This window comes from Iamia sp. (assembly GCF_035575815.1).
GTDB lineage: Bacteria > Actinomycetota > Acidimicrobiia > Acidimicrobiales > Iamiaceae > Iamia.
The window spans coordinates 1-24,632 of the sequence record NZ_DATLXO010000085.1 but is presented as its reverse complement, the minus strand read 5'-3'; the positions used below and the strand labels follow the sequence as shown (position 1 = coordinate 24,632).

19 protein-coding genes and 2 pseudogenes are annotated in these 24,632 nt (G+C 73.5%); 10 read left to right on the top strand and 11 right to left on the bottom strand.

Translation table 11 applies throughout. From position 1 onward, the window contains the following. A partial coding sequence (locus tag VNL12_RS08950) for an FtsK/SpoIIIE domain-containing protein (protein ID WP_325593693.1) occupies window positions 1–4,176 on the bottom strand: 4,176 nt, incomplete at its 3' end. 271 nt (window positions 4,177–4,447) lie between these two features. Between VNL12_RS08950 and VNL12_RS08945 the strand changes: the two genes are divergently transcribed. After that, the gene (locus VNL12_RS08945; protein ID WP_325593691.1) at window positions 4,448–5,131 is read left to right on the top strand and encodes a chlorite dismutase family protein; all 684 of its coding nucleotides are present in this window, start codon (window positions 4,448–4,450) and stop codon (window positions 5,129–5,131) included. A gap of 175 nt (window positions 5,132–5,306) precedes the next feature. Next, a complete protein-coding gene (locus tag VNL12_RS08940; RefSeq protein WP_325593688.1) occupies window positions 5,307–6,503 on the top strand; it encodes an ABC transporter substrate-binding protein in 1,197 nt (398 codons plus the stop codon). Window positions 6,504–6,576: 73 nt separating this feature from the next. On the opposite strand, the gene VNL12_RS08935 is transcribed toward VNL12_RS08940, so the two are convergent. From VNL12_RS08935 to VNL12_RS08910, 7 genes and pseudogenes are all read right to left on the bottom strand, one after another. Continuing rightward, window positions 6,577–7,371, bottom strand: coding sequence for an ABC transporter ATP-binding protein (locus VNL12_RS08935; RefSeq protein ID WP_325593686.1), 795 nt, complete (start codon window positions 7,369–7,371; stop codon window positions 6,577–6,579). Then, on the bottom strand, window positions 7,368–7,517 hold the full coding sequence (locus VNL12_RS21240; RefSeq protein WP_414654869.1) for a hypothetical protein: 150 nt from the start codon (window positions 7,515–7,517) through the stop codon (window positions 7,368–7,370). The genes VNL12_RS08935 and VNL12_RS21240 overlap by 4 nt, the downstream gene beginning before the upstream one ends. A 114-nt stretch (window positions 7,518–7,631) precedes the next feature. Next, window positions 7,632–8,078, bottom strand: a pseudogene (locus tag VNL12_RS21235) (ABC transporter ATP-binding protein); the annotation flags it as partial. A gap of 151 nt (window positions 8,079–8,229) precedes the next feature. Then, window positions 8,230–9,246 carry a branched-chain amino acid ABC transporter permease gene (locus tag VNL12_RS08925; RefSeq protein WP_325593682.1) on the bottom strand — a complete coding sequence of 339 codons (1,017 nt, stop codon included), beginning with the start codon at window positions 9,244–9,246 and terminating at the stop codon, window positions 8,230–8,232. Beyond that, entirely contained in the window at window positions 9,246–10,646 is a 1,401-nt protein-coding gene (locus VNL12_RS08920; protein WP_325593680.1) for a branched-chain amino acid ABC transporter permease, read from the bottom strand. Before VNL12_RS08920 ends, VNL12_RS08925 begins: the two co-directional genes overlap by 1 nt. A gap of 124 nt (window positions 10,647–10,770) precedes the next feature. Then, on the bottom strand, window positions 10,771–11,073 hold the full coding sequence (locus tag VNL12_RS08915) for a hypothetical protein (protein ID WP_325593678.1): 303 nt from the start codon (window positions 11,071–11,073) through the stop codon (window positions 10,771–10,773). A gap of 46 nt (window positions 11,074–11,119) precedes the next feature. Further along, window positions 11,120–11,632, bottom strand: coding sequence for a DUF427 domain-containing protein (locus VNL12_RS08910; protein WP_325593676.1), 513 nt, complete (start codon window positions 11,630–11,632; stop codon window positions 11,120–11,122). Window positions 11,633–11,649: 17 nt separating this feature from the next. Between VNL12_RS08910 and VNL12_RS08905 the strand changes: the two genes are divergently transcribed. Then, window positions 11,650–12,165 carry a hypothetical protein gene (locus tag VNL12_RS08905; protein WP_325593674.1) on the top strand — a complete coding sequence of 172 codons (516 nt, stop codon included), beginning with the start codon at window positions 11,650–11,652 and terminating at the stop codon, window positions 12,163–12,165. A 249-nt stretch (window positions 12,166–12,414) separates the two neighbouring features. Continuing rightward, window positions 12,415–12,771, top strand: a complete 357-nt coding sequence (locus VNL12_RS08900) for a hypothetical protein (protein ID WP_325593673.1) — start codon at window positions 12,415–12,417, stop codon at window positions 12,769–12,771. Between the two features lie 94 nt (window positions 12,772–12,865). Here the strand turns inward: VNL12_RS08900 and VNL12_RS08895 are convergent, their stop codons facing one another. Beyond that, window positions 12,866–13,348, bottom strand: coding sequence for an Rrf2 family transcriptional regulator (locus VNL12_RS08895; protein ID WP_325593672.1), 483 nt, complete (start codon window positions 13,346–13,348; stop codon window positions 12,866–12,868). Between the two features lie 449 nt (window positions 13,349–13,797). Here VNL12_RS08895 and VNL12_RS08890 point away from each other — a divergent pair, with 449 nt between their 5' ends. The 3 genes from VNL12_RS08890 (at window position 13,798) to VNL12_RS08880 (ending at window position 18,363) form a co-directional block, all read left to right on the top strand. Then, on the top strand, window positions 13,798–15,138 hold the full coding sequence (locus tag VNL12_RS08890) for an FAD-dependent oxidoreductase (protein ID WP_325593670.1): 1,341 nt from the start codon (window positions 13,798–13,800) through the stop codon (window positions 15,136–15,138). A gap of 102 nt (window positions 15,139–15,240) precedes the next feature. After that, window positions 15,241–17,619, top strand: a complete 2,379-nt coding sequence (locus VNL12_RS08885; RefSeq protein ID WP_325593668.1) for a [protein-PII] uridylyltransferase — start codon at window positions 15,241–15,243, stop codon at window positions 17,617–17,619. A gap of 60 nt (window positions 17,620–17,679) precedes the next feature. After that, window positions 17,680–18,363: an NUDIX hydrolase N-terminal domain-containing protein gene (locus VNL12_RS08880; RefSeq protein ID WP_325593666.1), complete on the top strand. Its 684-nt coding sequence runs from the start codon at window positions 17,680–17,682 to the stop codon at window positions 18,361–18,363. A 168-nt stretch (window positions 18,364–18,531) separates the two neighbouring features. Here VNL12_RS08880 and VNL12_RS08875 read toward each other — a convergent pair whose 3' ends face one another. Then, window positions 18,532–20,076 carry a hypothetical protein gene (locus tag VNL12_RS08875; RefSeq protein WP_325593664.1) on the bottom strand — a complete coding sequence of 515 codons (1,545 nt, stop codon included), beginning with the start codon at window positions 20,074–20,076 and terminating at the stop codon, window positions 18,532–18,534. Window positions 20,077–20,519: 443 nt separating this feature from the next. Here VNL12_RS08875 and VNL12_RS21230 point away from each other — a divergent pair. Further along, window positions 20,520–20,765: pseudogene (locus tag VNL12_RS21230) on the top strand (SET domain-containing protein-lysine N-methyltransferase); the annotation flags it as partial. A gap of 250 nt (window positions 20,766–21,015) precedes the next feature. Here the strand turns inward: VNL12_RS21230 and VNL12_RS08870 are convergent. Beyond that, entirely contained in the window at window positions 21,016–21,489 is a 474-nt protein-coding gene (locus VNL12_RS08870; protein ID WP_325593662.1) for a hypothetical protein, read from the bottom strand. 157 nt (window positions 21,490–21,646) lie between these two features. On the opposite strand from VNL12_RS08870, the gene VNL12_RS08865 reads away from it, so the two are divergent. Further along, window positions 21,647–23,512: a wax ester/triacylglycerol synthase family O-acyltransferase gene (locus VNL12_RS08865; protein ID WP_325593660.1), complete on the top strand. Its 1,866-nt coding sequence runs from the start codon at window positions 21,647–21,649 to the stop codon at window positions 23,510–23,512. Beyond that, the coding region (locus VNL12_RS08860) for an amidase (protein ID WP_325593658.1) at window positions 23,509–24,632 on the top strand (1,124 nt) is incomplete at its 3' end. The genes VNL12_RS08865 and VNL12_RS08860, both read left to right, overlap by 4 nt.

Below are 24,632 nucleotides of genomic sequence, written 5' to 3'. Positions count from 1 at the left end.
CAGGTCGCCGTCGAGGTCGACGTCGGGCTGGAGCAGCAGGCCGGCCCGGCTCTGGCGCACGGTGCGGGCCCAGTGGGAGTACAGGCCTCGGAGCGTGTCGGCCCTCCCCGCCGCGACCACCAGCACGTCGGGGCGGGCCAGCACACCGGGCATCACCGCTCCGTCGGGGTCGACCAGCTCCATGTCGTCGACCAGCAGCAGCAGCGGCGGCCGGGTCGGGTCGAGGCCCTCGAGCAGGGACGGCAGCGCGGCGGCCAGCTCCTCAGGCCGGATGACCGGACCCAGCCCCCCGTCGGCACCGAGGCTCGATCGGCGGCCGGCGACCACCGCGGTGGACCACCCGGCCCGTCGCGCCACCGCGCCGGTGACCGCCAGCACGGTGGTCCGCCCGGAGCGAGCGGGCCCGGCGACGAGGGCGTGCTCACCCTCATACAGCGTGAAGCCGGTCGGGGTGAGGGTCCGTTCGCTGACGCCGATGGTGAGATGCCGAGGCAGGGCGTCGAGGGCGGCATGGGCGGCGACGGTCTCGACCGTGACCTCGCGCGGCAGCGATCCGATGCCCACCGGCGCCCGCTGCGGCGCGAGGTGGAGGGCGCCGACGGCGACGACCTCGGCCCCGATGCCGGCCCCGGGTCGGGCGACCTGCACCTCGAGCCGACGCTCGGAGTCGACGGCGCGACCGGGGACGAACTCGGGCAGGTCGGTGGACCGGAACCCGGCCTGGGAGTAGTCGAGGTCGTCGCCCAGGCGGAAGAGGAGGAGCTGGCGCACGAGCCCCCGCAGCGGGCTGGCGAGGGTGGTGGTCCGGTCGACCGAGACGGCCATGTGGACCCCGAGCTCGGGGCCCTCGGTGAACACCCGGGCGAACCCGTCGAGCACGGGGCTGATGGCCTCGTCCCACTCGGCTCGAAACGGGCCCACGCCGTCGAGCAGCACCAGGATGCGGGCCTCGGTGGAGCGCGGCGAGCGCAGCCCGCGTCGTCGATCCAGCTCGCTGCGGAGCCAGGCGACGAGGCGGGCCTGGCGCTCGCGGTCGTTGGCGGGGACGACGGCGCCGACGTGGGGCAGTCCTTCGAGCACCTCCAGCTCACCGGTGCCGAAGTCGAGTGCGTACACGTGCAGGTCGTCGGGGGGGCTGGCTCGGGCGGCCGCCAGGGCGACGGTGGCGAGGGCGGTCGTGGTCCCGGTGCCGGGGAGCCCGGCGAGCACCAGGTTCCCGTCGGCGGGGAGCCATCCCGCGGGGACCTGCGTCTGGCGGTCCGGCATGTCGGCGAGGGTGAAGGTGACCTCGGACCCGACCTCGCCGAACGGCCTCGGCGTCGGTGCCGCGGCGCGGAGGTCGGCCAGCTCGACGTCGTCGGGCAGTGGGTCGGGCCACGGGCGCCGCGGGGCCGGGCGGCCGGAGGCGGCGTGCGCGGCGCGACACGCATCGACCAGCAGCGAGAGGTCGGTCGGGCCCTCGGTGCGCTCCACCCCGGTCGCCGACCCGCCGCCGGCGCCCAGGCGGAAGGGGCGGACGTCCACCGGGCCCGAGCCGGCCCGGGAGATGCCGGTGCTGAGGGCCGACTGCAGCGGGATCACCTCACCGGGCCCGAAACGGGCCAGGGCCCGTCCGGGCTGGGCCCGCCCGATGCGGGCTGCGTCGGGGACGTCGATCACATCCTTGGAGTCGCCGGTGTCCTGCACCCGCAGGGCGATGCGCAGGTTGGTGTTGGCCTTGATGTTCTCGCTCACCGCGCCGCTCGGGCGCTGGGTGGCCAGCACCATGTGCACGCCGAGGCTGCGACCGCGCTGGGCCACGCCGACGAGGGCCTCGACGAAGTCGGGCAGCTCGGCCTTCAAGGTGGCGAACTCGTCGATGACCACGACGAGCCGCGGGAGGGTGGGCAGATCCGGCTGGCGGAGGCGGCGGTAGGCGGGCACGTCGGGGGCCCCGGCGTCGCGGAGCACCCGCTCGCGGTAGCGCAGCTCGGCTTCGAGGCACCGCAGGGCCCGCTCCGCCAGGTGGGCGTCGAGGTCGGTGACCATGCCCACCGTGTGGGGCAGCCGGGCGCAGCGGTCGAAGGCGCTGCCGCCCTTGAAGTCGACCAGCACGAACGTGCAGTGGTCCGGCGACGACCCGGCCGCCAGCCCCGCCACCAGCGAGCGCAGCAGCTCGGACTTTCCGGCGCCGGTGGTGCCGGCCACGAGGCCGTGGGGGCCGTCGCGCACCAGGTCGAGGGCGAGGATGCCGTCCTCGGACACGCCGATCGGCCCGACCAGGTCGGGGTCGTCGCCGCCGGCGGCCCACCGCGCCGCGACATCGACGGCCGACGGCTCGTCCATGCCGAGGAGCGGGAGGAGGGCGACGATCGGCGGGAGGCCGGCCCCGGCCACGTCGAGCTCGGGGTCGTCGAAGCGGGCGAGGCCGCGAGCGGCCCGACGGGCGGTGGGCTCCGAGGCCCCGCAGGCCAACACGTCGTTCAGGAGGACGCCGGTGCGGAGGTGGTGCACCCGGGCCCGGCCGTCGTGATCCGCGACCTCGATCACCGTCGTGCACACCGCGGGGAGGCGGTCCTCGGTGGCGGCCACCACTATGCCGGCCACCCGGCCCGCGGCGCCGCGGAGCACCGAGCGCACCGGGGCCCGACGACCCTCGGTGAGGCTCTCGTCGTCGACCACGACGAGGGTGGCCGGCCCGGCGCCGTCCTCCCGAGCGCCGCGGTCGTCGGCCCGGCGCGCCTCGGCCGCCTCGAGCATGGCCCGGCACACCGCCTCGGCCCCGTCGGGGTCCTGGGTGATCAGCCGGTGCCCGGACCCGCCCGGGTCGAGGGTGTGGGGCAGCCACTTGGCCCAGTCCCAATCCCCGCCGTCCTCCGGCCCGCTCATCACCAGCGCGGGGAGGTCGGCCGGTCCGTGGAGCGCGCAGGCCTGCACGACCAGCGAGCGGGCCACGGCGAGCGCTGCGGCGCGGGGCCCGACCACGCCGACCACGCCGCCGCGGTCGAGGTCGACCAACACCGGCGCGTCAGCGATGCGGCTGGCGGCGCGGATGACCTCGCGGACCTCCTCGGCCTGGCCGCGACGGTCGCCGTGGATGGGCGGCGTCCACGCCTCGGAGCCGATGCCGGCGCGCAGGTGGAGCCAGTCGCCGTGCCCGGGACGTCGCTCCCACAGACGGGTGCTGGGCTCCTCGATGCGGCGGATCAGCTCGGCCGGGTCGGGGATCTCGTCGACCCGGCGCGCCCGCTCGGCCTGGGCCAGCTCGGCGAGGGTCGCGGCCAGCTCCTCGACCTCGCGCCCGAAGCGGGCGGCGTCCTTCCTCTTCCCCTTCTTGCCCCGCCGCTTGGAGTCGACGGCGTTGCCGATCACCATCACCGGGCTGAGCAGGATGAAGAGGGCGAAGTACATCTGGCCGGTGATGAGCACCATGGCGCCGCCGAACAGCAGGGGGGCGATGATCGACATGATGCCGATGGCCGACGCGCCGGTGGGTTCGCCGGGTGCCTTCGGCGTGTCGACGGCCTCGGGGGCCTCGGGCGGGGCGGGCCGGGGCGGGCGGTTGAACGGCACGGTGGCCCCGCCCCGCCCCGGCCCGGTGACCAGCCCGACGGGTCGGTCGTCGTCGATCAGGCGGCGGACGACGATCTGCACCGCGCCTACCCGGGCCACCTCCCCGGGGTGCAGCGCAACCGCGCTCGTCGCCACCCGCCCGCTCACCCAGGTGCCGTTGAGCGATCCCTCGTCCGCGAGCGTGGTGCCGCCGTCGGGGTCGATCACCAGGGTCGCGTGGTGGCTCGACACGGTGTCGTGGTCGAGCGTGAGCGTCGCCGTCTCGCGGCCGAGCGGCCAGCGGCCGGCGCCCAGGACGGCACGCGCCCCGGCGTCGAGCCCGCCGATCACCGCCACCTCGGTGAGGCCGAGGGGCGGGGCGTCATGGTCGTCGACGGCACCGGCGCCGTCGAGGGCGGACCGTCCCGGCGAGGGCGTGGGCACGAGCCGGACCGGCGCACCGCTGCGGATGCCGGCCCGGTCGATGCGCCGCTCCGGGGGCAGTACCACCCCCTGGGCCTCGAGGGCGAGGTGGGGGCGCTCACCGGCGAGGGCGACGACCAGGTCGGCCACGGTGGCGTCGGGGTCGTGGACGACGACGTCGAGCTCGTGGACCCGCCCACGGTCGGTGAGGACGATCTGCATGGTCGGGCCTTCCTACCCCTCCGCTCCGGGCGGTCACCCCGAGACGGGTCCCGTCGCCGGCGAGCGGGGCCGCCGCCCGGACCGCCGCGCCTCGTGGAGCCGTCGGGGACGCCGGTAGGTTGCTCGCCATGAGCGAGCGCAGCGAGCGAACCAGCCAGCACGGGCTCTCTGACGGCGGAGCCTGTGGAGCCGGCAGCGCTCATCGGTGCCCAGAATCCAGCACCCCGGTGAGCACGACTCCCGACGGGTTGGCCCACCGATGAGCGAGCCCATGGTCCCTGCCACCGGGCAGGGGGTGCTGCACCTGTTCTGGCGGGCGCCGACCCCTGCAGAACGTCCGGTCGACGCCCCCGCCGTGGCCGTGGCGGTGAAGGCGGCCGAAGCCGACGGCGTCCAGGTGGTGCCCGTCGCCCTCCTCGGGCACAAGGCCGACCTGGCCACCATGGCGCTCGGCTCCGACCTCTGGCGCCTCCGCGTCCTGCAGACCGACCTCCGCCGCGCCGGGCTCGTGCTGGTCGACTCCTACGTCTCGCTCACCGAGCTCTCCGAGTACGCCAAGGGCCTCCCCGCCGAGATGGCCGAGGCCCGGCTCTGGCCCCAGCTCCCGCCCGAAGGCAAGGAGGCGTGGTGCTTCTATCCCATGTCGAAGCGCCGCAACGTCGGGGCCAACTGGTTCACCCTGCCCTACGACGAGCGCAAGGAGCTGATGTACGAACACGGCGGCTCAGGCCGCAAGTTCGCGGGGCGGGTGCTCCAGGTCGTCACCGGCAGCACCGGGGTGGACGACTTCGAGTGGGGCGTCACGCTGTTCGCGGTGCACCCCGACGACCTCAAGGAGGTCGTGTACACGATGCGCTTCGACACCGCATCGGCCCTCTACGGCGAGTTCGGCACCTTCTACGCCGGCATGGTGGCGAGCCTCGACGAGGTGCTGGCGCGCGTCGGCCTCGGTTGAGCCGGGCCCCCGCTGCGACATGCGTCACCCTCCGGGTGAACAGGAGGTAGCCTCCGGTCGGCGTGGCTCATCGTCCACGCCCGCCTCGGTGACGAGGCGGACCCGACATCGGAGGACAGCAATGCGACGTAGTTCGTTGTTGAGGGCGGGAGCGGTTCTCTTCTCCCTCGTTCTGGTGACCGCGGCGTGCGGTGACGACGACGAGGACACCTCCGGCGACACGGGCGCCGAGGAGTCCGGGGGCGGGGGTGGCGACGACGCGTTGATCATCGGTCGCGTGCTGCCCGAGACCGGTCCCCTCGCTTTCCTCGGACCGCCCATGATCGAGGGCATCCAGCTTGCTGTCGACGACATCAACGAGGGCGGCGGCGTCCTCGGCGAGGACGTCACCCTCGAGACCGCGGACGAGGGTGAGACGCCCCAGACGGCGCGCGAGAGCGCGACCCGCCTGGTCAACGGGGGCGCCCACGCCATCGTCGGCGCCGCCGCGTCGGGCAACAGCCAGGAGTTCATCCAGCTCCTCTTCGACGAGCAGATCCCCCAGTGCTCAGGCTCGAACACCTCGCCGGCCTTCACCGATCAGGAGAACGCCGAGTTCTTCTTCCGCACGGTCCCGCCCGACGAGGCCGTGGCGCCGATCATCGCCGACACCGTCATCGCCGACGGGGCGGCCAAGGTCGTCGTCGTCGCCCGGGCCGACGACTACGGCCAGGCGCTCGGTGACCTCGTGGTCACCAGCCTGACCGACGCCGGTGCCGAGGTGCCGCCACTGGTCAGCTACGACCCCGAGGCCGCCAACTTCAACGCCGAGGTCAGCACCATCATCGGTGAGTCGCCTGACGCCGTCGTGTTGATCTCCTTCGACGAGGGCGGTCAGATCGTGGCCGGCCTGCTCGAGGGCGGCATCACCGCCGACCAGGTCTACGGCTCCGACGGCGTGTTCGGGCCGACGTTCCCCGGCCTGGTCGAGGAGGGCAACGAATCCGTCGTCGACGGGATGAAGGTGATCGGCGCCGCCGGTAGCGAGGAGTTCAACGAGCGCATCGCCGAGGCGACCGACAACAACTTCATCTACGGCGGTCAGACCTACGACTGCGGCATCATCATCGCCCTCGCCGCCGAGGCGGCCGGCTCCACCGACGGTGAGGCCATCATCGCCGAGGTCCCCGGCGTGACCAAGGAGGGCGAGAAGTGCGAGAGCTTCGAGGATTGCAAGGCCCTGCTCGACGACGACGAGGACATCGACTACGACGGTGCCTCCGGCGCCCTCGAGCTGGACGAGGCCGGTGACCCGACCCAGGGTCGCTACGCCGTGGGGCAGTTCGTCGATGGTGCGCTGGAGATCGTCGACAGCCAGGACGTCGACGTCTGATCGGCGATCCCCGATGACGTGAGGTGGGGCCCGGCGCGAGCCGGGCCCCACCCCGTCCCCCCCGCGCGCGCGGTCAGCGAGCGGCCGCGGCGGCCAGGGTGCCGAGGTACAGCTCGATGACCTTCGGGTCGTGGAGCAGGTTGTGACCGGTGTCGGTGTAGGCGTTGCGGCCCTGGTCGAGCACGTACGCCCGATCGCAGATCTGCAGGCACCGGCGGGCGTTCTGCTCGACCATGAGCACCGACACCCCGGCCCGGTTGACGCCCGCGACGCGCTCGAACACCTCGACCTGGAACTTGGGCGAGAGGCCGGCGGACGGTTCGTCGAGCAGCAGGACCCGGGGATCCATCATGAGGGCCCGGGCCATGGCCACCATCTGGCGCTCGCCGCCCGAGAGGGACCCGGCCTTCTGGCGCCCCCGGTCGGCGAGCAACGGGAAGAGGTCGCACACGAAGGAGTACCGCTCCGCCCAGCGCGCCGAGCGCAGGTAGAGGCCCATCTCCAGGTTCTCGACCACGGTGAGGCTGGGGAAGACGTTGTTGTTCTGCGGCACGTAGCCCACGCCGGCGGCCACCAGCTGATCGGCGCGGCGGCCGGTGATGTCCTCGCCCCGCAGCAGCACCTGACCCGCCCGGACCGCCACCAGGCCGAAGATGGCCTTGATGAGCGTGGACTTGCCGGCACCGTTGGGGCCGATGATGCCGACCAGCTCTCCGTCGCCCAGCTCGACGTGGCAGCCGTTCAAGATGTTCACGCCCGGCAGGTAGCCGGCGACGAGGTCGGCCCCGACGAGCAGCGGGTCGGGGACGGTCCCGGCCGCGGGCGGCTCTCCGGTGGTGCCGGGGGTTGCGGGCTCATCGCTCGTCACGTGTCGTCCTCGTGGTCGATCGCCGGGGGCAGGGTGGTTCCGAGGTAGGCCTCGATCACCCGTTCGTCGCGGGCGATGGCCTGGGGTGTGCCCTCGGCGACGATCTGGCCGGCGGCGAGCACGACGACCCAGTCGCTGATCTCCATCACGACGTCGATGTCGTGCTCGACGAAGAGGACGGTCTTGCCCTCGTCGCGCAGCGACATCACGTGGGTGAGGAGCGACTGGGTGAGCGCGGGGTTGACGCCGGCCATGGGCTCGTCGAGGCAGACCAGCTTGGGGTCCGACATGAGGGCCCGAGCCATGTCGAGGAGCTTGCGCTGACCGCCCGAGAGGGTGCCGGCGCGCTGGTCGCGCATGTGCTCGAGCTTGAACCGCACGAGCAGGGCATCGGCCCGCTCGACGAGACCGGCCTCCTGGTCGCGCCACGGGATGGTGAGCAGCGCGATCAGCGCGTTCTCGCCCCTCTGGCCCTGGCCGGCGAGCAGCATGTTCTCCAGCACCGTCAGCTTCGACAGGGCCCGGGTCAGCTGGAAGGAGCGGACCATGCCCATCCGTGCGATCCGATGGGTGCGCACGCCGTTCAGGCGGCGGCCGTCGAAGGACCAGCTGCCGGCGTCGGGCTTGTCGAACCCGGTGATCAGGTTGAACAGCGTGCTCTTGCCGGCGCCGTTGGGGCCGATCAGCGCCGTGATCCCGCCGCGGCTGATCTCGAGGTGCCCGACGTCGATCGCGGTGAGGCCGCCGAACACGCGCCGGAGGCCGTCGATGACGAGGATCGGGTCGGCCTTGGGCTGGCCGGTGGGGTCCTCCGCGCCCAGCGCCGAGGCGCCCCAGGGGCCCGGAGGGGCTGTGGGGTCACTCAAGGGCCATCTCCTCCTTCGATCCGAAGATGCCCTGGGGTCGGAACACGAGCAGCGCCATCAGGCCCAGACCCACGAGGAGGAGCGACAGGGCGCCCTGGGCGTTCTGGTCGCGCAGGAACCCGGGGAGGAGGTCCTCGGCCCCGAGCTGGGAGAGCACCGACTGCGACCCGGCGAAGAGGAACTGGAAGAGGATGGCGCCGACGACGGGGCCGATGCGGGTGGCGGCGCCTCCGAGGATGAGCACGGTGTAGGCGAAGAAGGTGACCTGGGGCTGGAAGCTGTTGGCGCCGACCGATGCGGTGTTGAGGAAACCGATGATGCCACCGACGGCGCCGATCACCCCGCCCAGGACGAGGGCCTGCATCTTGTAGGAGACCGCGTTCTTGCCCAGCGAGCGCACCACGTCCTCGTCCTCACGGATCGCCTTCAGCACCCGCCCCCACGGGCTGCGCATGAGCAGGAGCACGAGGATCGAGAAGACACCGACGAGCGCCCAGCCGACGGTCATGACCCAGAGCTGGTTCTCGTTGAAGGACAGCCGACCGGACCCGATCCCGTCGTCGAAGGGGGAGAGCCGGCGGAACTCATCCGCGAGGTCGGTGTTGCGGGGCTCACCCGGCACCGCGGGCTTGGGGAGGCCGAACGGGCCCCCGGTGACGTCGGTGGCCGAGGTCGACCGGACGATGAAGCGCAGGATCTCGGCCGCCGCGATGGTGACGATGGCGAAGTAGTCGCCCCGCAGGCGGAGCGTGGGTGCCCCGAGCAGGAGGGCGAAGAGGACCGCCAGGAGGAGCGCGAACGCCATGCCGGCCCACAGCGACCACCCGAAGGTGTCGACGGCCACGGCGGCGCCGTACGCGCCACACAGCAGGAACCCGACCTGGCCGAAGTTGCGCAGGCCGGTGAAGCCGAAGTGGATGTTCAGGCCGATCGCCGCGAGGGCCAGCACGCACGCTTCGGGGCCGACGGCGGAGCGCAGGGCGTTCTCGAAGATGGAGGTGACGTCCATCAGCCCACCCTGTCCCGCGAGCCGAGGAGCCCTTGCGGGCGCACGAGCAGCACCAGCACCAACACCACCAGGGCGGCCACCGTCTTCAGCTCGCTCGATATCCAGAGGGTGCTGAGCTCGGTGGCGAGGCCCACCACCAAGCTGCCGACCATGGCGCCGTAGGCGGTGCCCAGGCCACCGAGGATGACCCCGGCGAACATGAGCAACAGGAGCTGGAAGCCCATGAGGTAGTCGACCCTGGTGGCCACACCCTGCAGCACGCCGCCGCCGGCGGCCAGGGCGCCACCGAGGATCCAGACGAAGAGGATGACGCGGCGCACGTTGATGCCCGACGACGCAGCCAGGTCCGGGTTGTCCGACACCGCCCGCAGCGCCTTGCCGACCTTGGTGCGCTGCAGCATCAGGGCCACGGCCACCAGGACCACCACGCACACGACGATCAGGCCCACGTCGCGCCCGTTGAGCCGCAGCGCACCGACATCGATCAGGGCCTCACGCTGGATGCCGTACTGGCGGAAGCGCCGGTCGCCCGCCTTGAACCAGATCAGCAACACCTGGCGGAGCACGAGGGAGAGGCCGATCGAGATGACGAGCACCTGGAACTGCCCGGTGCGCCGAGCGCGCAGCGGTCGCCAGATCCCGGTCTCGGCCGCCGCCCCGGCCGCGGCGCCCACGACCACGGCGACGAGACCGGCCAGCACCACCGGCAGCCGGGGGCCCTCCGAGCTCAGGAACCAGGCCGTGATGGCGCCCAGGGTCACCAGCTCGCCGTGGGCGAAGTTGACCAGCTTGGTGGTGCCGAAGATCAGCGAGAGGCCGATGGCGGCGACGGCGAGGATGAGACCGAACACGACGCCGTCGACGAGACGCACCGCCACCCTCCGGGTGAGGGTCGGGGAGCCGCGAGAGCTCCTCTCGGCGCCGGACGCCGAGCTGCCCTCGGCGTCGCGGTCGGTACCGCCGCCGCTGACGCCGCCGTCGCCCGAACCGCCGGGTCCGACCAGGCCGAAGAGCGCGGCGCGGGCGCGACCACCCTGGACCGGCAGGCGGAGCGGGTTGCGGTCGGGGTCGCGCAGCGTGACCCCGGTGGGGAGCGTCTCGGCATCGAGGGTGACGGTGTACTCGCCGGGCGTGGAGAGCGGGACGAACCACATGCCCTCGGCGTCGGAATCCGCCACGCCCGCTTCCTGACCGTCGGGGTCGGTCACGATGATGGTCACGCCGGCCACCGGTTGGCTCTCGGCCCGCAGGACACCGCGCACGCCGGTGCCCTCGCCCTCCTCGCCCTCGTCGGCCGGCTCGGACTCCGCTCCTCCGCCCGGTGCCGGGGGCTCGGTCGTGGTCTGGGCTCCCGCCGCGGAGCCGACGAGGACCGACACCGCGAGGACCACCAGCACCATCGGCCAGACGTGACGTCGCAGGGGCGGTTTCGGCATCGGCTGCGGGTCCCTCGCACGTCCCAGGACTTCGGTGGAAGAGCCGGAAGTGTAGGAGAAGCACCCGGCGTCCGGGTCGAAGGGCCGTTCAGCCCTCGCCCGGGGGGGAGATGTCGATGGGTGTCCAGGTCGGGAAGCTGACGTGGTCGACACCTTGGTGGTCGACGATGCGCCCCTTGGCCACCAGCTGGTCGAGGCAGGGCCGGGCGACCTCGGGGCCGCCGGCCATGAGCACGTACTCGGCGACCGACAACAGGATCGGGCCCTCGTCCGCGTCGCCGTCGCGCAGCACCGCCTCCACCTCCAAGGTGGGCCGACAGGGGTGGGTGGCGTCGACGAGGGAGCAGTGGTAGACGACGCCCTCGAACACCGACAGGGCGCGGATCTTCACCGCCGTGCGTCCCTGCGGTCGACTTCCCGGCGGGGCCGTGGTCCGCTCACCAGTACGCGGTTCCGGGGCCGCCCTTGATCGGCCCGACGATGTCAGGGGTCACCCAGCCGCCGTACACGCCGCCCTCCATCGGGGTCACCACCTCGTCGTCCACCAGACAGCGGTCGACCGCCTGAGGGAAGAACGACCAGTGGCCGACCAGGGCGGCGAAGGCCTCGACCGGGTGCAGGTAGGTCCACGCCGCGGCCCGGGCCACGACGGCGGGACCGTCCCCCGGCTCGACCACCAAGTCGGCGTAGGACGCGGTGCCCTTCCACTCGCAGAACGAACGGGTGGTGGCGGTCCGCAGCAGGCCGAGGTCGATGTCGGCCTCGGGCAGGTAGTAGGCGGGGGCCTGGGACGTCTCGGTCACGCGGAGGCCGCGGGTGGTGTCGCCCACGATCCGCCCGCCGTGCTCGACCACCAGGCGCTTCGGGGTGGTCTCCAGGCGGGGCGGCCGGGGGTAGTCCCACACCGACTCCTGGCCGGGTCCGGGCGCGATGGGCACGGGCTGATCCACCGCGCCATCCTGGCAGGGTGCGCTCCCGCAAGGTGTCTGCACCGACGCCCGCCCCCGACGACCCCGGTGACCGGGCCGCGCTCACCGCCCACGCCATGGTCCTGGCCGACGGCGTCGAGGCCGCCCTACCCGGCTGGGTCCTCCGGGCGGTCACCGAGCGTCACGCCGCCGCCGGGCGTCCGGCGCCTCCTGAGGTGGTGGCCGCCGCCCGCGAGGCGGGACAGCGGGCCGCGGTCGAGGTGGGGCCCGTCGTGCGGACCCTGCTGGCGCGCGACGTCGACGACCAGCCCACCGGTCCGCTGGCGGTCCTGCGGGGCGCCACCCGGTTCCCCACCGAGGTCCTGGTCGCGGCGGGGGTGCCGCCGGCACCCCGCGACGAGGTGGCCCGACGCATCCATCCCGACGACGCCTATGACCTCTGCCCCGCCGCCTTCGCCGATGTCGACCCGGCCCTGCACGAGCCCGGCATCGTGTGGGGGGCGGCCAAGGCGCACGTCGTGCTGGCCCGCCGGCGCCAGGAGGGCAAGCGGTGAGACACTGCTCGTTGACCGCGAGGGGACCGGGCCGCGCCGGCTCGGTCTTCGGCGGAGCTCGCGGACGCCCGGGCGCTCGTCGGTGCGTGCCCATGAGAACCCGGCCGCGTGGGTCCTGCGATGACGTGGTGGGCCGATGAGCGGGCGGACCGGGCCGTGTGGGCTCTCTGAGGGCGGAGCCGTCAGCCCTCGTCCGTGCCTCTTGGGCAGCACCCCGTTGGCGGGTACCCGTGACGGCGTGGTGCGCCGATGAGCAGTCGGGAGGCGGGTGGCCGGGTGGTGGTCGCTGTCGTCCCGGACCTCATGGACCGGTCGCGCCTGGCATCGGCCGGTGACGAGGTCGTCGTCGTCGGCCTCGGGCAGCTGGCGGCCACGGTCGCGGCACGAGTGGCCGAGGGCGGCGTCGATCTGGTGGTGGTCGACCTGGCCCGGCCCGGGGCGCTGGAGGCGGCCGTCGCGCTCGACGTGCCGGTGATCGGCTTCGCCCCCCACGTCGATGACGAGCTGCTGGCGCAGGCCCGAGCCGTGGGTGTCCAGGCCGTCCCCCGGTCACAGTTCTTCCGTCGCTGGCCCGCCGTGGGACCAGGGACCGGAGCCGGCAGCTGACACCTTGGTCCCACCGACGTTGCGTCGCTGCGTCGCTGCGTCGCCGCGGGCGCGTCCCGGCGACGCAGCTCCGGGCCGACCGGGAACCCACCGGTCAGTGCGGGTCCCAGGCGTCGTCGGCGGTCGCGAGCCGGTCGACCGCCGGGTCGAGGGTGCCGGCGGCCAGCGCAGCCAAGGTGGTCTGCTCGAGCACCGCCCGTAGGTTGGCCCGCACCGCGATCCACATCCGCTGCAGGGCGGCCAGATCGTCGCCGTAGGTCAGGGTCTCGGGACGCTCGCCCCGCACGTCGGCCAGCGGCCCCTCGACGGCCCGGATCACGTCGGCCACGGTGATGACCTCCGCCGCGCGAGCCAGCCGGTAGCCGCCCGCGGCTCCCCGCTGGCTGGCCACGATGTGGGCGCGCTTGAGGTCCGCCAGGATCGTCTCGAGGAACTTGGGCGGGATCTCCTCCTCCGAGGCCAGCGCGTGGGCCTTCATCGGCGGCGGCCGCTGGCCGCCGGCCTCGGCTGCGGCTGCCACTCGGGCGAGGGCGACGCCGGCCCGCACCGCGTAGTCGACCTTGGCCGTGGTGCGCATGGGGTCAGCTCCGGCGGGGGACGAGACCCAAGCGGGCGTTGGCCCAGGGGTCACAGCTGATCATGGCACCCACGACCACCGCCCGGCGCGACGACCGGCGGGGACGGGGTGACCGGCGCGCCGGGGGCGACCGGGGGTCGGCATTGCGGTGCGGGTTCGGCGACGGGCGTGGCCAGGTTAACGCTCGGAGGGGGTCAATGGCGTCACCGGCGGCCTCGGCCACGGGTATCCCCTGGTGGATCAGATCACGTCGGTGCCTCGGCGCCCCGCTTCTGAGCCACGGATCGGCCATCGGTGACCGTTTGGTGGCTCAGAACGGGCTGTCGCCGGCCGCTGTGGGAGCCTCCCACAGCCGGAGCCCGGGGCTCATGGCGCGGCCGGGAGGACCCCGCCGCCGGTTCTCTTCCAGCCCGTCGGGGATCCCGGGGCGCTCTCGGTAACCTCACGCCATGTCGGAGCGCTTGGTGGTCATCGGCGGCGACGCGGCCGGCATGGCCGCCGCCTCCCAGGCCCGACGGCTGAACCCGGGTCTCGACATCGTCGCCCTGGAGCGGGGCACCCGGACCAGCTACTCGGCGTGCGGCATCCCGTACCTCGTGGCCGGCGACGTCGCCTCCCCCGACGAGCTGGTGGCCCGGACCCCCGATGAGTTCCGGCGCGAGCACCGCATCGACGTGCGCATGGAGCACGAGGCGACCGCGATCGACCTCGACGCCCGCACCGTTGCGGTGCGTGCCATTCCGCACGACCGCACCTTTCGGCTCGGGTTCGACCAGCTGATGATCGGCACCGGGGCCCACCCGATCCGCCCCGACCTGCCCGGCATCGACCAGCCCTGGGTGCGGGGCGTGCAGACCCTCGACGATGGCTGCGGCCTGCTGGCCGAGGCCCGCCGGTCCAACTGCAAGGACGTGGTGGTCGTCGGCGCCGGCTACATCGGCCTGGAGATGGCCGAGGCGTTCCACCGCTGGGGGGCGCGGGTCACCCTGATCGAGGGCAACGAGCGGCCCATGGCCCGCACCCTCGACCCCGACATGGCCGATCGCCTCACCGGGCTGGTGCGGGGCCTGGGCATCGAGGCCCGCTTCGGGGAGCAGGTCGAGGGCTTCGAGCCCGGGCGGGTGCTCACCCCTTCGGGGCCTGTGCGCGCCGATCTCGTCGTGCTCGGCCTCGGGGTGGAGCCGAGCTCGTCCCTGGCCGAGGAGGCCGGTCTTCTACTGGGCCGCCGCGGCAGCATCCGGGTCGATCGGCGGCAGGCCACCAGCGCCGAGGGGGTGTGGGCCGCAGGCGACTGCGCCGAGACGTACCACCTCGTGTCCCAGCGTCGGATCCACATCGCCCTCGGCACCGTCGCCAACAAGACGGCGCGCGTCGCCGGGGTCAACATCGGTGGCGGCTACGCCACCTTTCCGGGCGTGGTGGGAACCGCAGTGACCAAGGTGTGCAGCACCGAGGTCGGCCGCACCGGTCTCTCGTCGGCCGAGGCCGCACGGGCCGGGTTCGTCACCGCCGAGGTGGTCATCGAGACCACCACCCGCGCCGGCTACTTCCCCGGCGCCGAGCCCATGGCGGTCAAGGCCATCGCCGAGAAGGGCACCGGCCGCCTGCTGGGGATGCAGATCGTCGGCGGCGCCGGTGCGGCCAAGCGCGTCGACACCGCCGCGGTGGCCATCACCGCAGGGATGACGGTGCAGGACGTGGTGGAGCTCGACCTGGCCTACGCCCCGCCGTTCTCGTCGGTGTGGGACCCGGTGCAGGTCGCGGCCCGCGCTGCGGTGCGCGAGGTGTGAGGGCCGTGCCCGTGGGCGCAGCCAAGGTCGTCCCCGGGGCGTCACGGCGCGGAAACGAGGTCGAAACATGCTGACGCGAACCTGTCGACCCTGATGGAAAGAATGGCGACCCCGACAGCCGGCACCACGCACAGCGGCGCCCGTACCGGCGACCCGACCGTGTTCGACGGTGCCGCGGTGCTGGCCTCGGGCGTGCGAGGCGTGGCGCTCGTCGAGGCGTGGACCCGCACCGTCGACCGATGGGTGCAGGCCCTGTTCGCCCGGGCCGTCGGGACCGACCCGGCCACCTCGTCGGTGGCCCCGGCCCCCTCCGGCGTGGCCCTCGTCGCCATCGGCGGCTACGGGCGCAACCAGCTGTGCCCGGGCAGCGACCTCGACCTGCTGCTGCTGCACGCCAAGGCGATCGACGCCAAGCCCGTCGCCGAGGCCCTCTGGTACCCCATCTGGGACGCGGGCGTGAAGCTCGGCCACTCGGTGCGCACCCCCCGTGAGGCGCTGTCCCTGGCGGCCGACGACCTCGACACCGCCACCGCCCTGCTCGACGTGCGCCTCCTCGCCGGCGACGTGCTGCTGGCCGACGGCCTGGCCCGGGAGGCCGCCGCCCAGTGGGAGAAGCGAGGCAAGCGCTGGCTGGCCCGCCTGGCCGACTCGGTCGATGCCCGCCACGCCCGCGCCGACGAGGTGGCGTTCCTGCTCGAGCCCGACCTCAAGCTGGGCCGCGGGGGCCTGCGCGACGTCCACGCCGTGCGGTGGGCCGAGCGGGCGCGCCAGGTGCTGCTCGACGACGACCACGCCAGCATCGACCGGGCCGAGCGCGACCTGCTCGCCGTGCGGGCCGAGCTGCACCGGGCGACGGGCCGATCGAGCGACGTGCTCACCCTCGACCAGCAGGACGAGGTGGCGGCCACGCTTCAGGTCGACGGCGGGGCCGACGGGCTGATGGCGCTGGTCGCCGAGCGGGGCCGCACCATCGCCTGGCGCTCGGACGAGACCTGGCACCGGGTGCGGGCCATGCTCGCCGGCCCCGGCTGGTCGATGGGCGGTCGGCCGCGGGCCCTCGAGCCCGGGCTGGAGCACCGCGACCGCGAGGTGCGCCTGACCGCCGAGGCCGACCCCGGCGCCGACCCGCCGATCGCGCTGCGCGCCGCGGCGGCCGCGGCCCGGCTCGGCACCCGGATCGACCGGGGTTCGCTCGAGCGCCTCGCAGCCGACACCGCCCCCTTCGGCGATCCGTGGCCCGAGGGCGGGCGCCAGGCGCTGGTCGACCTGCTCTCGGTCGGGCCGCAGGCCATCGAGCAGATCGAGGCCCTCGACCAGCTCGGCATCTGGATGCGAGTCCTACCCGAGTGGGGTCCGGTGCGCAACCGCCCGCAACGCAACGCGTACCACCGCTTCACCGTCGACCGGCACCTGCTGGAGGCCGCCGCGGGCACCGTGGCCGTGCTCGACACGGTCGACCGTCCCGACCTCTTGGTGCTCGGTGGGCTCCTCCACGACATCGGCAAGGGCCGCCCCGGCGACCACACCGAGGTGGGCATGGAGCTGGTGCGCGACCTCGGGCCCCGCATGGGACTCGACGCGGACGACACCGAGACCCTCGTCGACATGGTGCGCCACCACCTGCTGCTGCCCGACGTGGCGACCCGTCGCGACCTCGACGACCCGGCCACCTACGAGGGGGTGGCGGAGAAGGTCGGCTCGCTGCGCACGCTGCGGCTGCTCCACGGCCTGACCATCGCCGACTCGCAGGCCACCGGTCCTGCGGCGTGGGGGGCCTGGAAGGCGGGCCTGGTCGCGACGCTCGTCGAGCGCGCCGCGGTCGTCCTCGGCGCCGCACCCTCGGGTGGAGCTGCGCCCCCGTTCCCGAGCGCCGAGCACCGAGCCCTGCTCGCCGCCGCCCAGGGGATCGTGCGAGGGAACGGCGACATCCTCACCGTCGTGGCCACCGATCGCCCCGGCCTGCTGCGTCGGGTCGCCGGGGTCATGGCCCTCCACGGGCTCGGGGTGCTCGCCGTCGAGGCCATGTCGTCCGACGACGGGTGGGCGCTCGAGCGCGTCACGGTGGCGCCGCCCGGCGACGAGCCCATCGTCTGGTCCCGCGTCGAGGCCGACGTCGAAGCCGCACTCGTCGGCCGCCTGGCGATCCGGGCCCGCCTGGCCGACCGCCTGCGCACCCACCGGCCTCGCGACCGCCTGCGCAGCGCCCGGACCGAACCGCCCGAGGTGCGCATCGACAACGGGACCTCCCAGGAGGCCACCATCGTGGAGGTCCACGCCACCGACGGGATGGGCCTGCTCGAGCGCATCTGCCGGGCCATGGCCGAGATGGACCTCGACGTGCGCTCGGCCAAGGTCCAGACGCTGGGGGACCGGGTCGTCGACGCGTTCTACGTGCGGGGCCCCGACGGGTCGAAGATCACCGACGAGACCCACCTTGCCGAGGTGCGCCGCGCCCTGCTCCACGCCCTCGATGCCGGCTGACGCCACCGGGGGCCGGTGATCGGGTCCACCCGTACGTGGGGGCCGGGTAGGTTCGGCGCCATGGACCGGCCGCCGCCCTCCGAGGTCGATCTGGTGCGGTGGAGCGAGGCCCTGGCCGGCATCGCCCGCACCGGGCTGGGCTTCACCGACAGCATCTATGAGCGCGAGCGGTTCGAGGAGGTGCTGGCGGTGGCGGCTGACATCCAGCACGCGGCGGGCAACCCCTTCGACCCCTCCCAGCTGGTCGTCGAGTGGATGAAGCATGTGGGGGCCGGGGTGCCGGGCTACGTGACGCCAAAGATCGCGGTGGGCGCCGTGGTCGGCGACGACGAGGGCCGCATCCTGCTCGTGCAACGGGCTGACTCGGGCGTGTGGCTCTACCCGACGGGCTGGGCCGACATCGGCTACTCGCCCGCCGAGGTGGCGCGCAAGGAGGTCCACGAGGAGACCGGCATCGAGTGCGAGGTCGAGCGGCTCATCGCCTGCTTCGACGGCATGCGCCAGGGCTTCAGCCGGATCCCGCTCTACTCGCTGGTGTTCCACTGCCGGGCGACGGGCGGCGAGCTCGAGGCCCACCCGCTCGAGTGTGCGGATGTGGGCTGGTTCGCCCGCGACGCCATGCCCATGCCGCTCGCCGGCCACGACCGGTGGGGGGCCATGGCCTTCGCGGCCATCGACGGGGTGGAGACGGACACCTTCTTCGACCGACCTCGCGACCAGCCCTGGCAGGGGCCGCCCGACTGAGCCCCGCCGGGCGGCGCTGTCGACGCCGGCGTCGCGCTCAGGCCGAGGTGAGCTGGGCGCCTCTCACTCCCCTCTGCGAGCGAGCTTGCAAGAGAGCTCGGCGAGACGCTTGGCCGGACTGGACACGCCGGTGACGATCTCGCACGCGTCGCCGAGGTGCCGCAGCGGTCATGGGGGTTGGAAGGTCCATTGGCCGGGTCGGCCGGCGAGGATCCAGCCGCAGTAGGTCTTGAGGGCGTGGTGGTAGCGGCAGAGCCGGGCGAGGTTGGCCAGCTTGGTGGCGCCGCCTTGGGCGAAGGGGGTGTGGACGTGGTCGATCTCGAGGTGGTGGCGGGCGTGACAGCCCGGCACGACGCAGGTGGTGTCGCGGGCTTCGACCGCGGCGCGCAGGGGGGCGGGGATGTAGCGGCGTTCGCTGGTGATGACGGTGACGTCGTCGGCTCCGGTGAGCAGCACACGGAGCACTGAGTCCTGGGCGAGGTAGCGGGCGAGGGACACCGGGATCGGCCCGAGGCCGACGATCTCGCAGGTCTCGCCGTCGACGGTGTGGCCTCGGACCAGGGCGGTGTGGTCGACCCGGACGATCACCTGGGCCGGTGCCCGCCGGTTGCCCGCCCCCCGGGGTCGGGCGGCGAACCTCGGTGCCCCTCCTGGGCCGCTGGGGTCGTTGGCCGATGGCGAGGGGGCCGGGCCCGTGGCGTTGGGGCCCGGGTTCGCAGCGGCGCTGGGTGCGGGGTCGAACAGTCCGTCCTGGGGACCGTGGCGTGGCGTGGGGTTGGCGTCCTCGCCGCCGGGTCCGCCGGCTGGCTGCTCAACGCCGTCCTGCGGACCCTGGTGCGCCGTGGCCGTGGCGCTCGACGGGGCAGCGTGTTGGCCCGGCCGGCCCGGGTCAGGCCTCTCCGGGCCGGTGTCAGAGTCGTCGCCCCGCACCTGGCCCCCGCCGTCGGTGGCGCACGCGTCGTCGTCGGGGATGGGAAGGTGGTGATCAGCGAGGACGTCGCGGCACAACATGTGCAGGGCGTCGGCCATGAGCGCCTCGGGGGTCTCGCGCCGTCCTGACTCGCGGGCCAGGCGGAACGCTTCGGCCCGATACGGCTCCAGGGCGGCGAGGAACACCGCTTGGAACCCTGGGGGCACGTTCCATGACCCGCGGCCCTCGCCGTCGACCTCCACCCACGCCCGCAGCCCCCGCCGTTGATACATGCGCAGCGCAGCACGCCCACTGGCCTCATCGGCGCGCTGGCGCACCCGTCGGGCCTCATCGCGCACGTCGGCGAGATCACCCCGGCGGGCCTTCTCCAGCAACGACCCCTCCGCGGCGGGGTCCGCTGAGGCCCCCTCGGCCACCGCCCGGGCCTTCTCCGCGGAGAGCTCCCCTGAGCCCACCGCGTCACGCGTCGCCGCCAGGCCGGCGAGGCGCTCGGAGGCCTTGAGGTCACCCCGGGCCTCGCCGAGGCTGGTGCCGTTCGCCTTGGCCGCCCACTCCTCCGGTGACCGGCACCCCGAGGGCTTCCACGCCCCCGCATCAGCCGCGGCCTTGGTCAGCACCAGCTGCGCCCCACCCGCGCGCCGCTTGATCCGCCCCAACGCTTTGACCACCCCCGCCAAGGCATGGCCGGGCACCCGCTCAGGCACCAGCTCAGGACCCAAGGCAGCCAGCTCAGCGTCGATCGCCGCCAACTGGGCAGCCAGGTCCACACACGTGGCGGCCATGAGATCACCTCCAAGGACACCCGGGCACCACCAGAACCGGAGGTGCAGCAGTCAGATGAGCGAAGGACCGAGCCCTGGTCCTCGAAGGGATGACCGCACCGTAGTCGAACACGCGTTCGTGCGTCAACCCACACGGAAGAAGAATCCATGGATCCTTGAGCTGAGCGGCGACGGACCACCACGCGAGCAGCAGTGCACCGGCGATCCAGCAGGCGACGGGGTCGGCGATCCCGGTCGGCCTCTCGGTGCGTTCGGTCGAGGATCTGCTCGATGCCCTCCGCCACGGGTCCAGTAGAACACCCCCCGCTCGGCACGCAGCGGCGCACACCTCGCGTCCCGACGGTCGGTTGGTTGGCCTCGTCGAGGTCGGTGCCCGCACCTACCGTGGTCCTGATGATGAGTGATGTCGAGGTGGGCGCGACCGGCCCGAAGGCCGAGGTGTCTTCGCCCGACGCGCCTTCGTGGAAGGCGAGTTCATCTTCCGTCGCCGCCACACCCGGGTGATCGTCGCGGACGAGCTCGCCGCACTATCGCATCAGGATCGGATGCAACTGTGCGAGCTCGGCTTCGATCGGTTTGCCGTCCTCGCCCCTCCGGGCTGCTACCTGAACCACTCCTGTGACCCGAACGCGATGCGACACGGCGTCACGGTGTTCGCGTGGCGGCCGATCGCGGCCGGCGACGAGGTCACGATCGACTACCGCCTCAACGCGTTCGAGGGCGACAGGTGGCGGTGCCGTTGCGCGTCGAGCGGCTGCAACGGGTGGGTCGTCGGCAGCTTCTTCGCGATGGACAGCGAGCGCCAACGACTCCTGCTGCCCCACGCCCTCGACTTCATCCGACGCACCGACGACGGTCGAAGCGCACGACTGCGGACTGAGGCCGTCAACCCTCACCTGGCGTCGGGCCCCCGTGATCGGCCCGCTCGCCTTCTCGAGATCAGGGCCGGTCGAGCAGCTCGCGCAGCCGGGCGATCACGTCGAGGCGCCCGCCCGAGCGTTCCCACGCCCGGCCGAGGGTGTCGCGGTCGACCCGGCCGAAGGCGTCGGGCGCCCGGCCGAGCACGGCGGTGAGGCTGGCGGCCAGAGCCTCGGGCGGAACCTCATCGCCGTAGGCCGGTGCGACCTCGAGACCGGTCCAGATCGCGGCCGGGTCGATCTCGGGCTCCTCCCCGCGGGCCAGGGCGGCCGCGACGGTGGGGAACAGGTGGTAGCTCGACATCTGCCCGCGCCGGGCGAAGTCCGGCCGGGGGTGCAGGCGCCACTCCACCGGCACGCCGTCGGGGCCGTCGCCGCGCAACCAGGTCTGGCTGCCGTTGGCGTAGCTGTCGACCGGTGACCCGATGCGCTGGTGAAGGGCGATCACCAGCTCGGCGTCGAGGTCCCACACGCAGGTCGCCAGGGGTGGGGTCACGAGCGACCAACGTAGGGCCCGTCGCCCCCGCCGCCCGGGACCACCGCGACCTGGTGAGTGAGCCGGGCCCTCACCGTGCGACCCGATCACCTGGTCGGTTCGGCCCGGCCGCCGGGCCCCGGCAGGTGCCCCGAGGGCTCCGGTAGGTTCCCGGCTGATGTCCTACGACCGGCTCTCCCCCCAGGATTCCGTCTTCCTCCACATCGAGGACGACCACCAACCGCTGCACGTCGGCGCGCTGGCCTACTTCGAGGCTGGCCCGCTGCTCGGTGCCGACGGACGCTTCGACCTGGCCCGGGTGCGTCGTCGGATCGAGTCGCGCCTGCACCTCGTGCCTCGGTTCCGCAAGCGGATCATGAAGGTGCCCTTCGATCAGGGCCGCCCTGTCTGGGTCGACGACGAAGGCTTCGACCTCGCGTACCACGTACGGCTCACCGCCATCCCGGCGCCGGGATCGGAGGCCCAGCTCAAGCTGCTGATGGACCGCATCCAGGCCCAGCTGCTCGACCGTCTGCGCCCCCTGTGGGAGATCTGGTTCGTCGAGGGGGTCGAGAACGATCGCGTCGCTCTCATCCAGAAGACCCACCACGCCCTCGTCGACGGGGTTTCGGGCGTCGACGTGGCCACGGTCCTGCTCGACCTCGAGGCCAACGTGGTCGACACCGACCCGGAGCCGTGGACGCCTGAGCCGGCCCCCGATTCCGCGACCCTGCTGGTCGACAGCCTCGTCGAGCGCACCGTGGAGCCGACCGAGCTGTTGCGCTCGGCGCGCGCCGCGCTGCGGGTACCGCAGCACGCGGCCGAGCGCATCGGGCAGGTGGCCCGCACGGTGGTCGACCTGGCCCGGAGCACCCCGTCGGCGCCCTGGAACGTCCCGGTGACCCCGCACCGCCGCTTCGAGCCGGTCCGCATCGCGCTCGATCGGGCCAAGGACCTGCGCCGGGCGGCGGCGGCTCGGGGCGACGACCTGGCCTCGACGACGCTCAACGACGTGGTGCTCACCGCATGCGCCGGCGCCATGCGCACCTACCTCCTGGAGCGCGGCGACGACGTGCCCGACGAGCTGGTGTACCGGGCCATGGTGCCGGTGTCGGTCCGGGACGTGAGCCAGCAGATGGCGCTCGGCAACCGCGTGTCGATGATGACCGCCGACCTGCCGGTGGGGGAGCCCGACCCGGTCGAGCGGCTGCGCTTCATCCACGCCCACATGGCCAGCCGCAAGGACATGGGCCAGGCCGTCGGCGCAGATGCGCTCATGGAGCTCACCGGCTATGCGCCGCCCACCCTGCTGGCCCTCGGGTCGCGCCTTGCGGTGCGGGCCATGCCCCTCAACACGGTGATCACCAACATCCCCGGCCCGCAGCTGCCGCTGTACTGCCTCGGCTCGCGCATGCTCGAGGCCTTCCCCTACGTCTGCGTCGTCGACGGCATGGCCATGATCATGGCCGTCATCTCCTACGACGGTCACCTGGCCTTCGGCCTCTCGGGCGACCGCAGTGCAGTGCCCGACCTCCACGTGCTGGCCGAGGGCGTGGAGACCGCCTTCGAGGACCTCGAGCACGGCCTGGGCATCGTCGCGGCACCGGAGACCTCGCTCGCCCGGAAGGCCCCGGCCACGAACGCTGCGGCCCCAAAGGCTCCGACCAAGAAGGCTGTGCCCCGGAAGGACCCGTCCCGCACGGGTCCGGCCAAGAGGGCTGCGGCCAAGAGGACTGCGGCCAAGAAGGCTGGCGCTAGGAGGGCTCCGGCCAGCAAGGCTCCGGCCCGGAAGGCTCCGGCCAAGAAGGCTCCGGCCAAGAAGGCTCCAGCCAGGAGGGCCGCAGCCAAGAAGGCTCCGGCCAAGAAGGCTCCGGCCCGGAAGGCTCCGGCCCGGAAGGCCCCGGCCAGAAGCGCCGCGGCCCGGAAGGCCCCGACCACCAAGGCTCCGGCCCGCAAGGCCCCGGCCAGCAAGGCTGCGACCAAGAAGGCTGCGATCAGAAAGTCCCCGGCCCGGAAGGCTCCGGCCCGGAAGGCGGCCTCGTGAGCGACTCGCCGTGGCTCCCCGCCCACCAGCTCGCGGATGCCGTGCGCGCCGGCACCGTCTCGGCGCGCGACACCGTCGAGGTGGCCCTCCTGGCCATCGCCGCCGGCAACGAGGCGTTGGGTGCGTTCGTCGTGGTCGACGCCGAGGGGGCCCGGGCGGCTGCGGATGTGGTGGACGCCACCGTCGCCGCCGGCGGTGACCCCGGCCCGCTGGCGGGTGTGCCCTTCGGGGTGAAGGACCTCGAGGACTGTGCCGGCCTGCCCACCAGTCACGGCTCGTTGCTGTACCAGGGGCGCCCGGCGGTCGACGACGACTCGGTGCAGGTCGGCCGCATGCGGGCAGCCGGCGCGGTGCCGATGGGCAAGACCGCGGCGCCGGAGTTCGGCACGCTCAGCTGGACCCGCACCAAGGCGTGGGGCACGGCCCGGAACCCCTGGGCCCGCGACCGCACCCCCGGCGGCTCGTCGGGCGGCTCGGCGGCGGCCGTCGCCGGTGGCCTCGTCCCCCTGGCCACCGCCAGCGACGGGGGCGGATCGACCCGCATCCCCGCCGGCTTCTGCGGGCTCGTCGGCCACAAGGCCAGCTACGGGCGGGTGCCCGACCCGCACCCGGCCGGGTCGATGACCGCGGTGTCGGGCGCCCTCGCCACCACCGTGGCCGACGCCGCCCGGCACCTCGACGTGGTCGCCGGACCCGACCCCCGCGACCGCACGTCGCTCCCCTCCGCCGGGCTCTCCTACGAGGCGGTCATCGAGACCCTGGTGACCTCCGGGCTGCGGGCGCGCTGGTCCGAGGACCTCGGCTTCGCCGCCGTCGAGCCCGAGGTCGCGGCGATCGCGCACCGGGCGGCCACGACGCTCGCCCAGGCTGCGGGTCTCGATCTCGACTCCGACGACGTGGTGCTCACCGACCCCGTGCGCACCTGGCTGTCCTCCGGGGTGATCGACCTCTGGATGAACCTCGAGGACGACATGTGGCCGGCGGTGGCCGACGACCTCAGCCTCTACAGCCGCCAGGCCCTCGAGCGGACGGCCGAGATCGTGGTGCCCCGCCTCGTGAGCCCGGCGCGCCGCCGCCACGTCCTCGAGCGCGAGGTCGGCGCCCTCTTCGGTGAGATCGA

What these genes read in the sequence shown, in the direction of transcription:
- VNL12_RS08895 (WP_325593672.1), bottom strand. Translation starts at nt 13,348, where the DNA reads ATGCGCACCACGGCCAAGGTCGACTACGCGGTGCGGGCCGGCGTCGCC.
- VNL12_RS08875 (WP_325593664.1), bottom strand. Translation starts at nt 20,076, where the DNA reads ATGGCCGCCACGTGTGTGGACCTGGCTGCCCAGTTGGCGGCGATCGAC.
- VNL12_RS21240 (WP_414654869.1), bottom strand. Translation starts at nt 7,517, where the DNA reads ATGGAGATCAGCGACTGGGTCGTCGTGCTCGCCGCCGGCCAGATCGTC.
- VNL12_RS08865 (WP_325593660.1), top strand. Translation starts at nt 21,647, where the DNA reads ATGTCCTACGACCGGCTCTCCCCCCAGGATTCCGTCTTCCTCCACATC.
- VNL12_RS08945 (WP_325593691.1), top strand. Translation starts at nt 4,448, where the DNA reads ATGGTCCCTGCCACCGGGCAGGGGGTGCTGCACCTGTTCTGGCGGGCG.
- VNL12_RS08885 (WP_325593668.1), top strand. Translation starts at nt 15,241, where the DNA reads ATGGCGACCCCGACAGCCGGCACCACGCACAGCGGCGCCCGTACCGGC.
- VNL12_RS08900 (WP_325593673.1), top strand. Translation starts at nt 12,415, where the DNA reads ATGAGCAGTCGGGAGGCGGGTGGCCGGGTGGTGGTCGCTGTCGTCCCG.
- VNL12_RS08880 (WP_325593666.1), top strand. Translation starts at nt 17,680, where the DNA reads ATGGACCGGCCGCCGCCCTCCGAGGTCGATCTGGTGCGGTGGAGCGAG.
- VNL12_RS08890 (WP_325593670.1), top strand. Translation starts at nt 13,798, where the DNA reads ATGTCGGAGCGCTTGGTGGTCATCGGCGGCGACGCGGCCGGCATGGCC.
- VNL12_RS08920 (WP_325593680.1), bottom strand. Translation starts at nt 10,646, where the DNA reads ATGGTGCTGGTGGTCCTCGCGGTGTCGGTCCTCGTCGGCTCCGCGGCG.
- VNL12_RS08925 (WP_325593682.1), bottom strand. Translation starts at nt 9,246, where the DNA reads ATGGACGTCACCTCCATCTTCGAGAACGCCCTGCGCTCCGCCGTCGGC.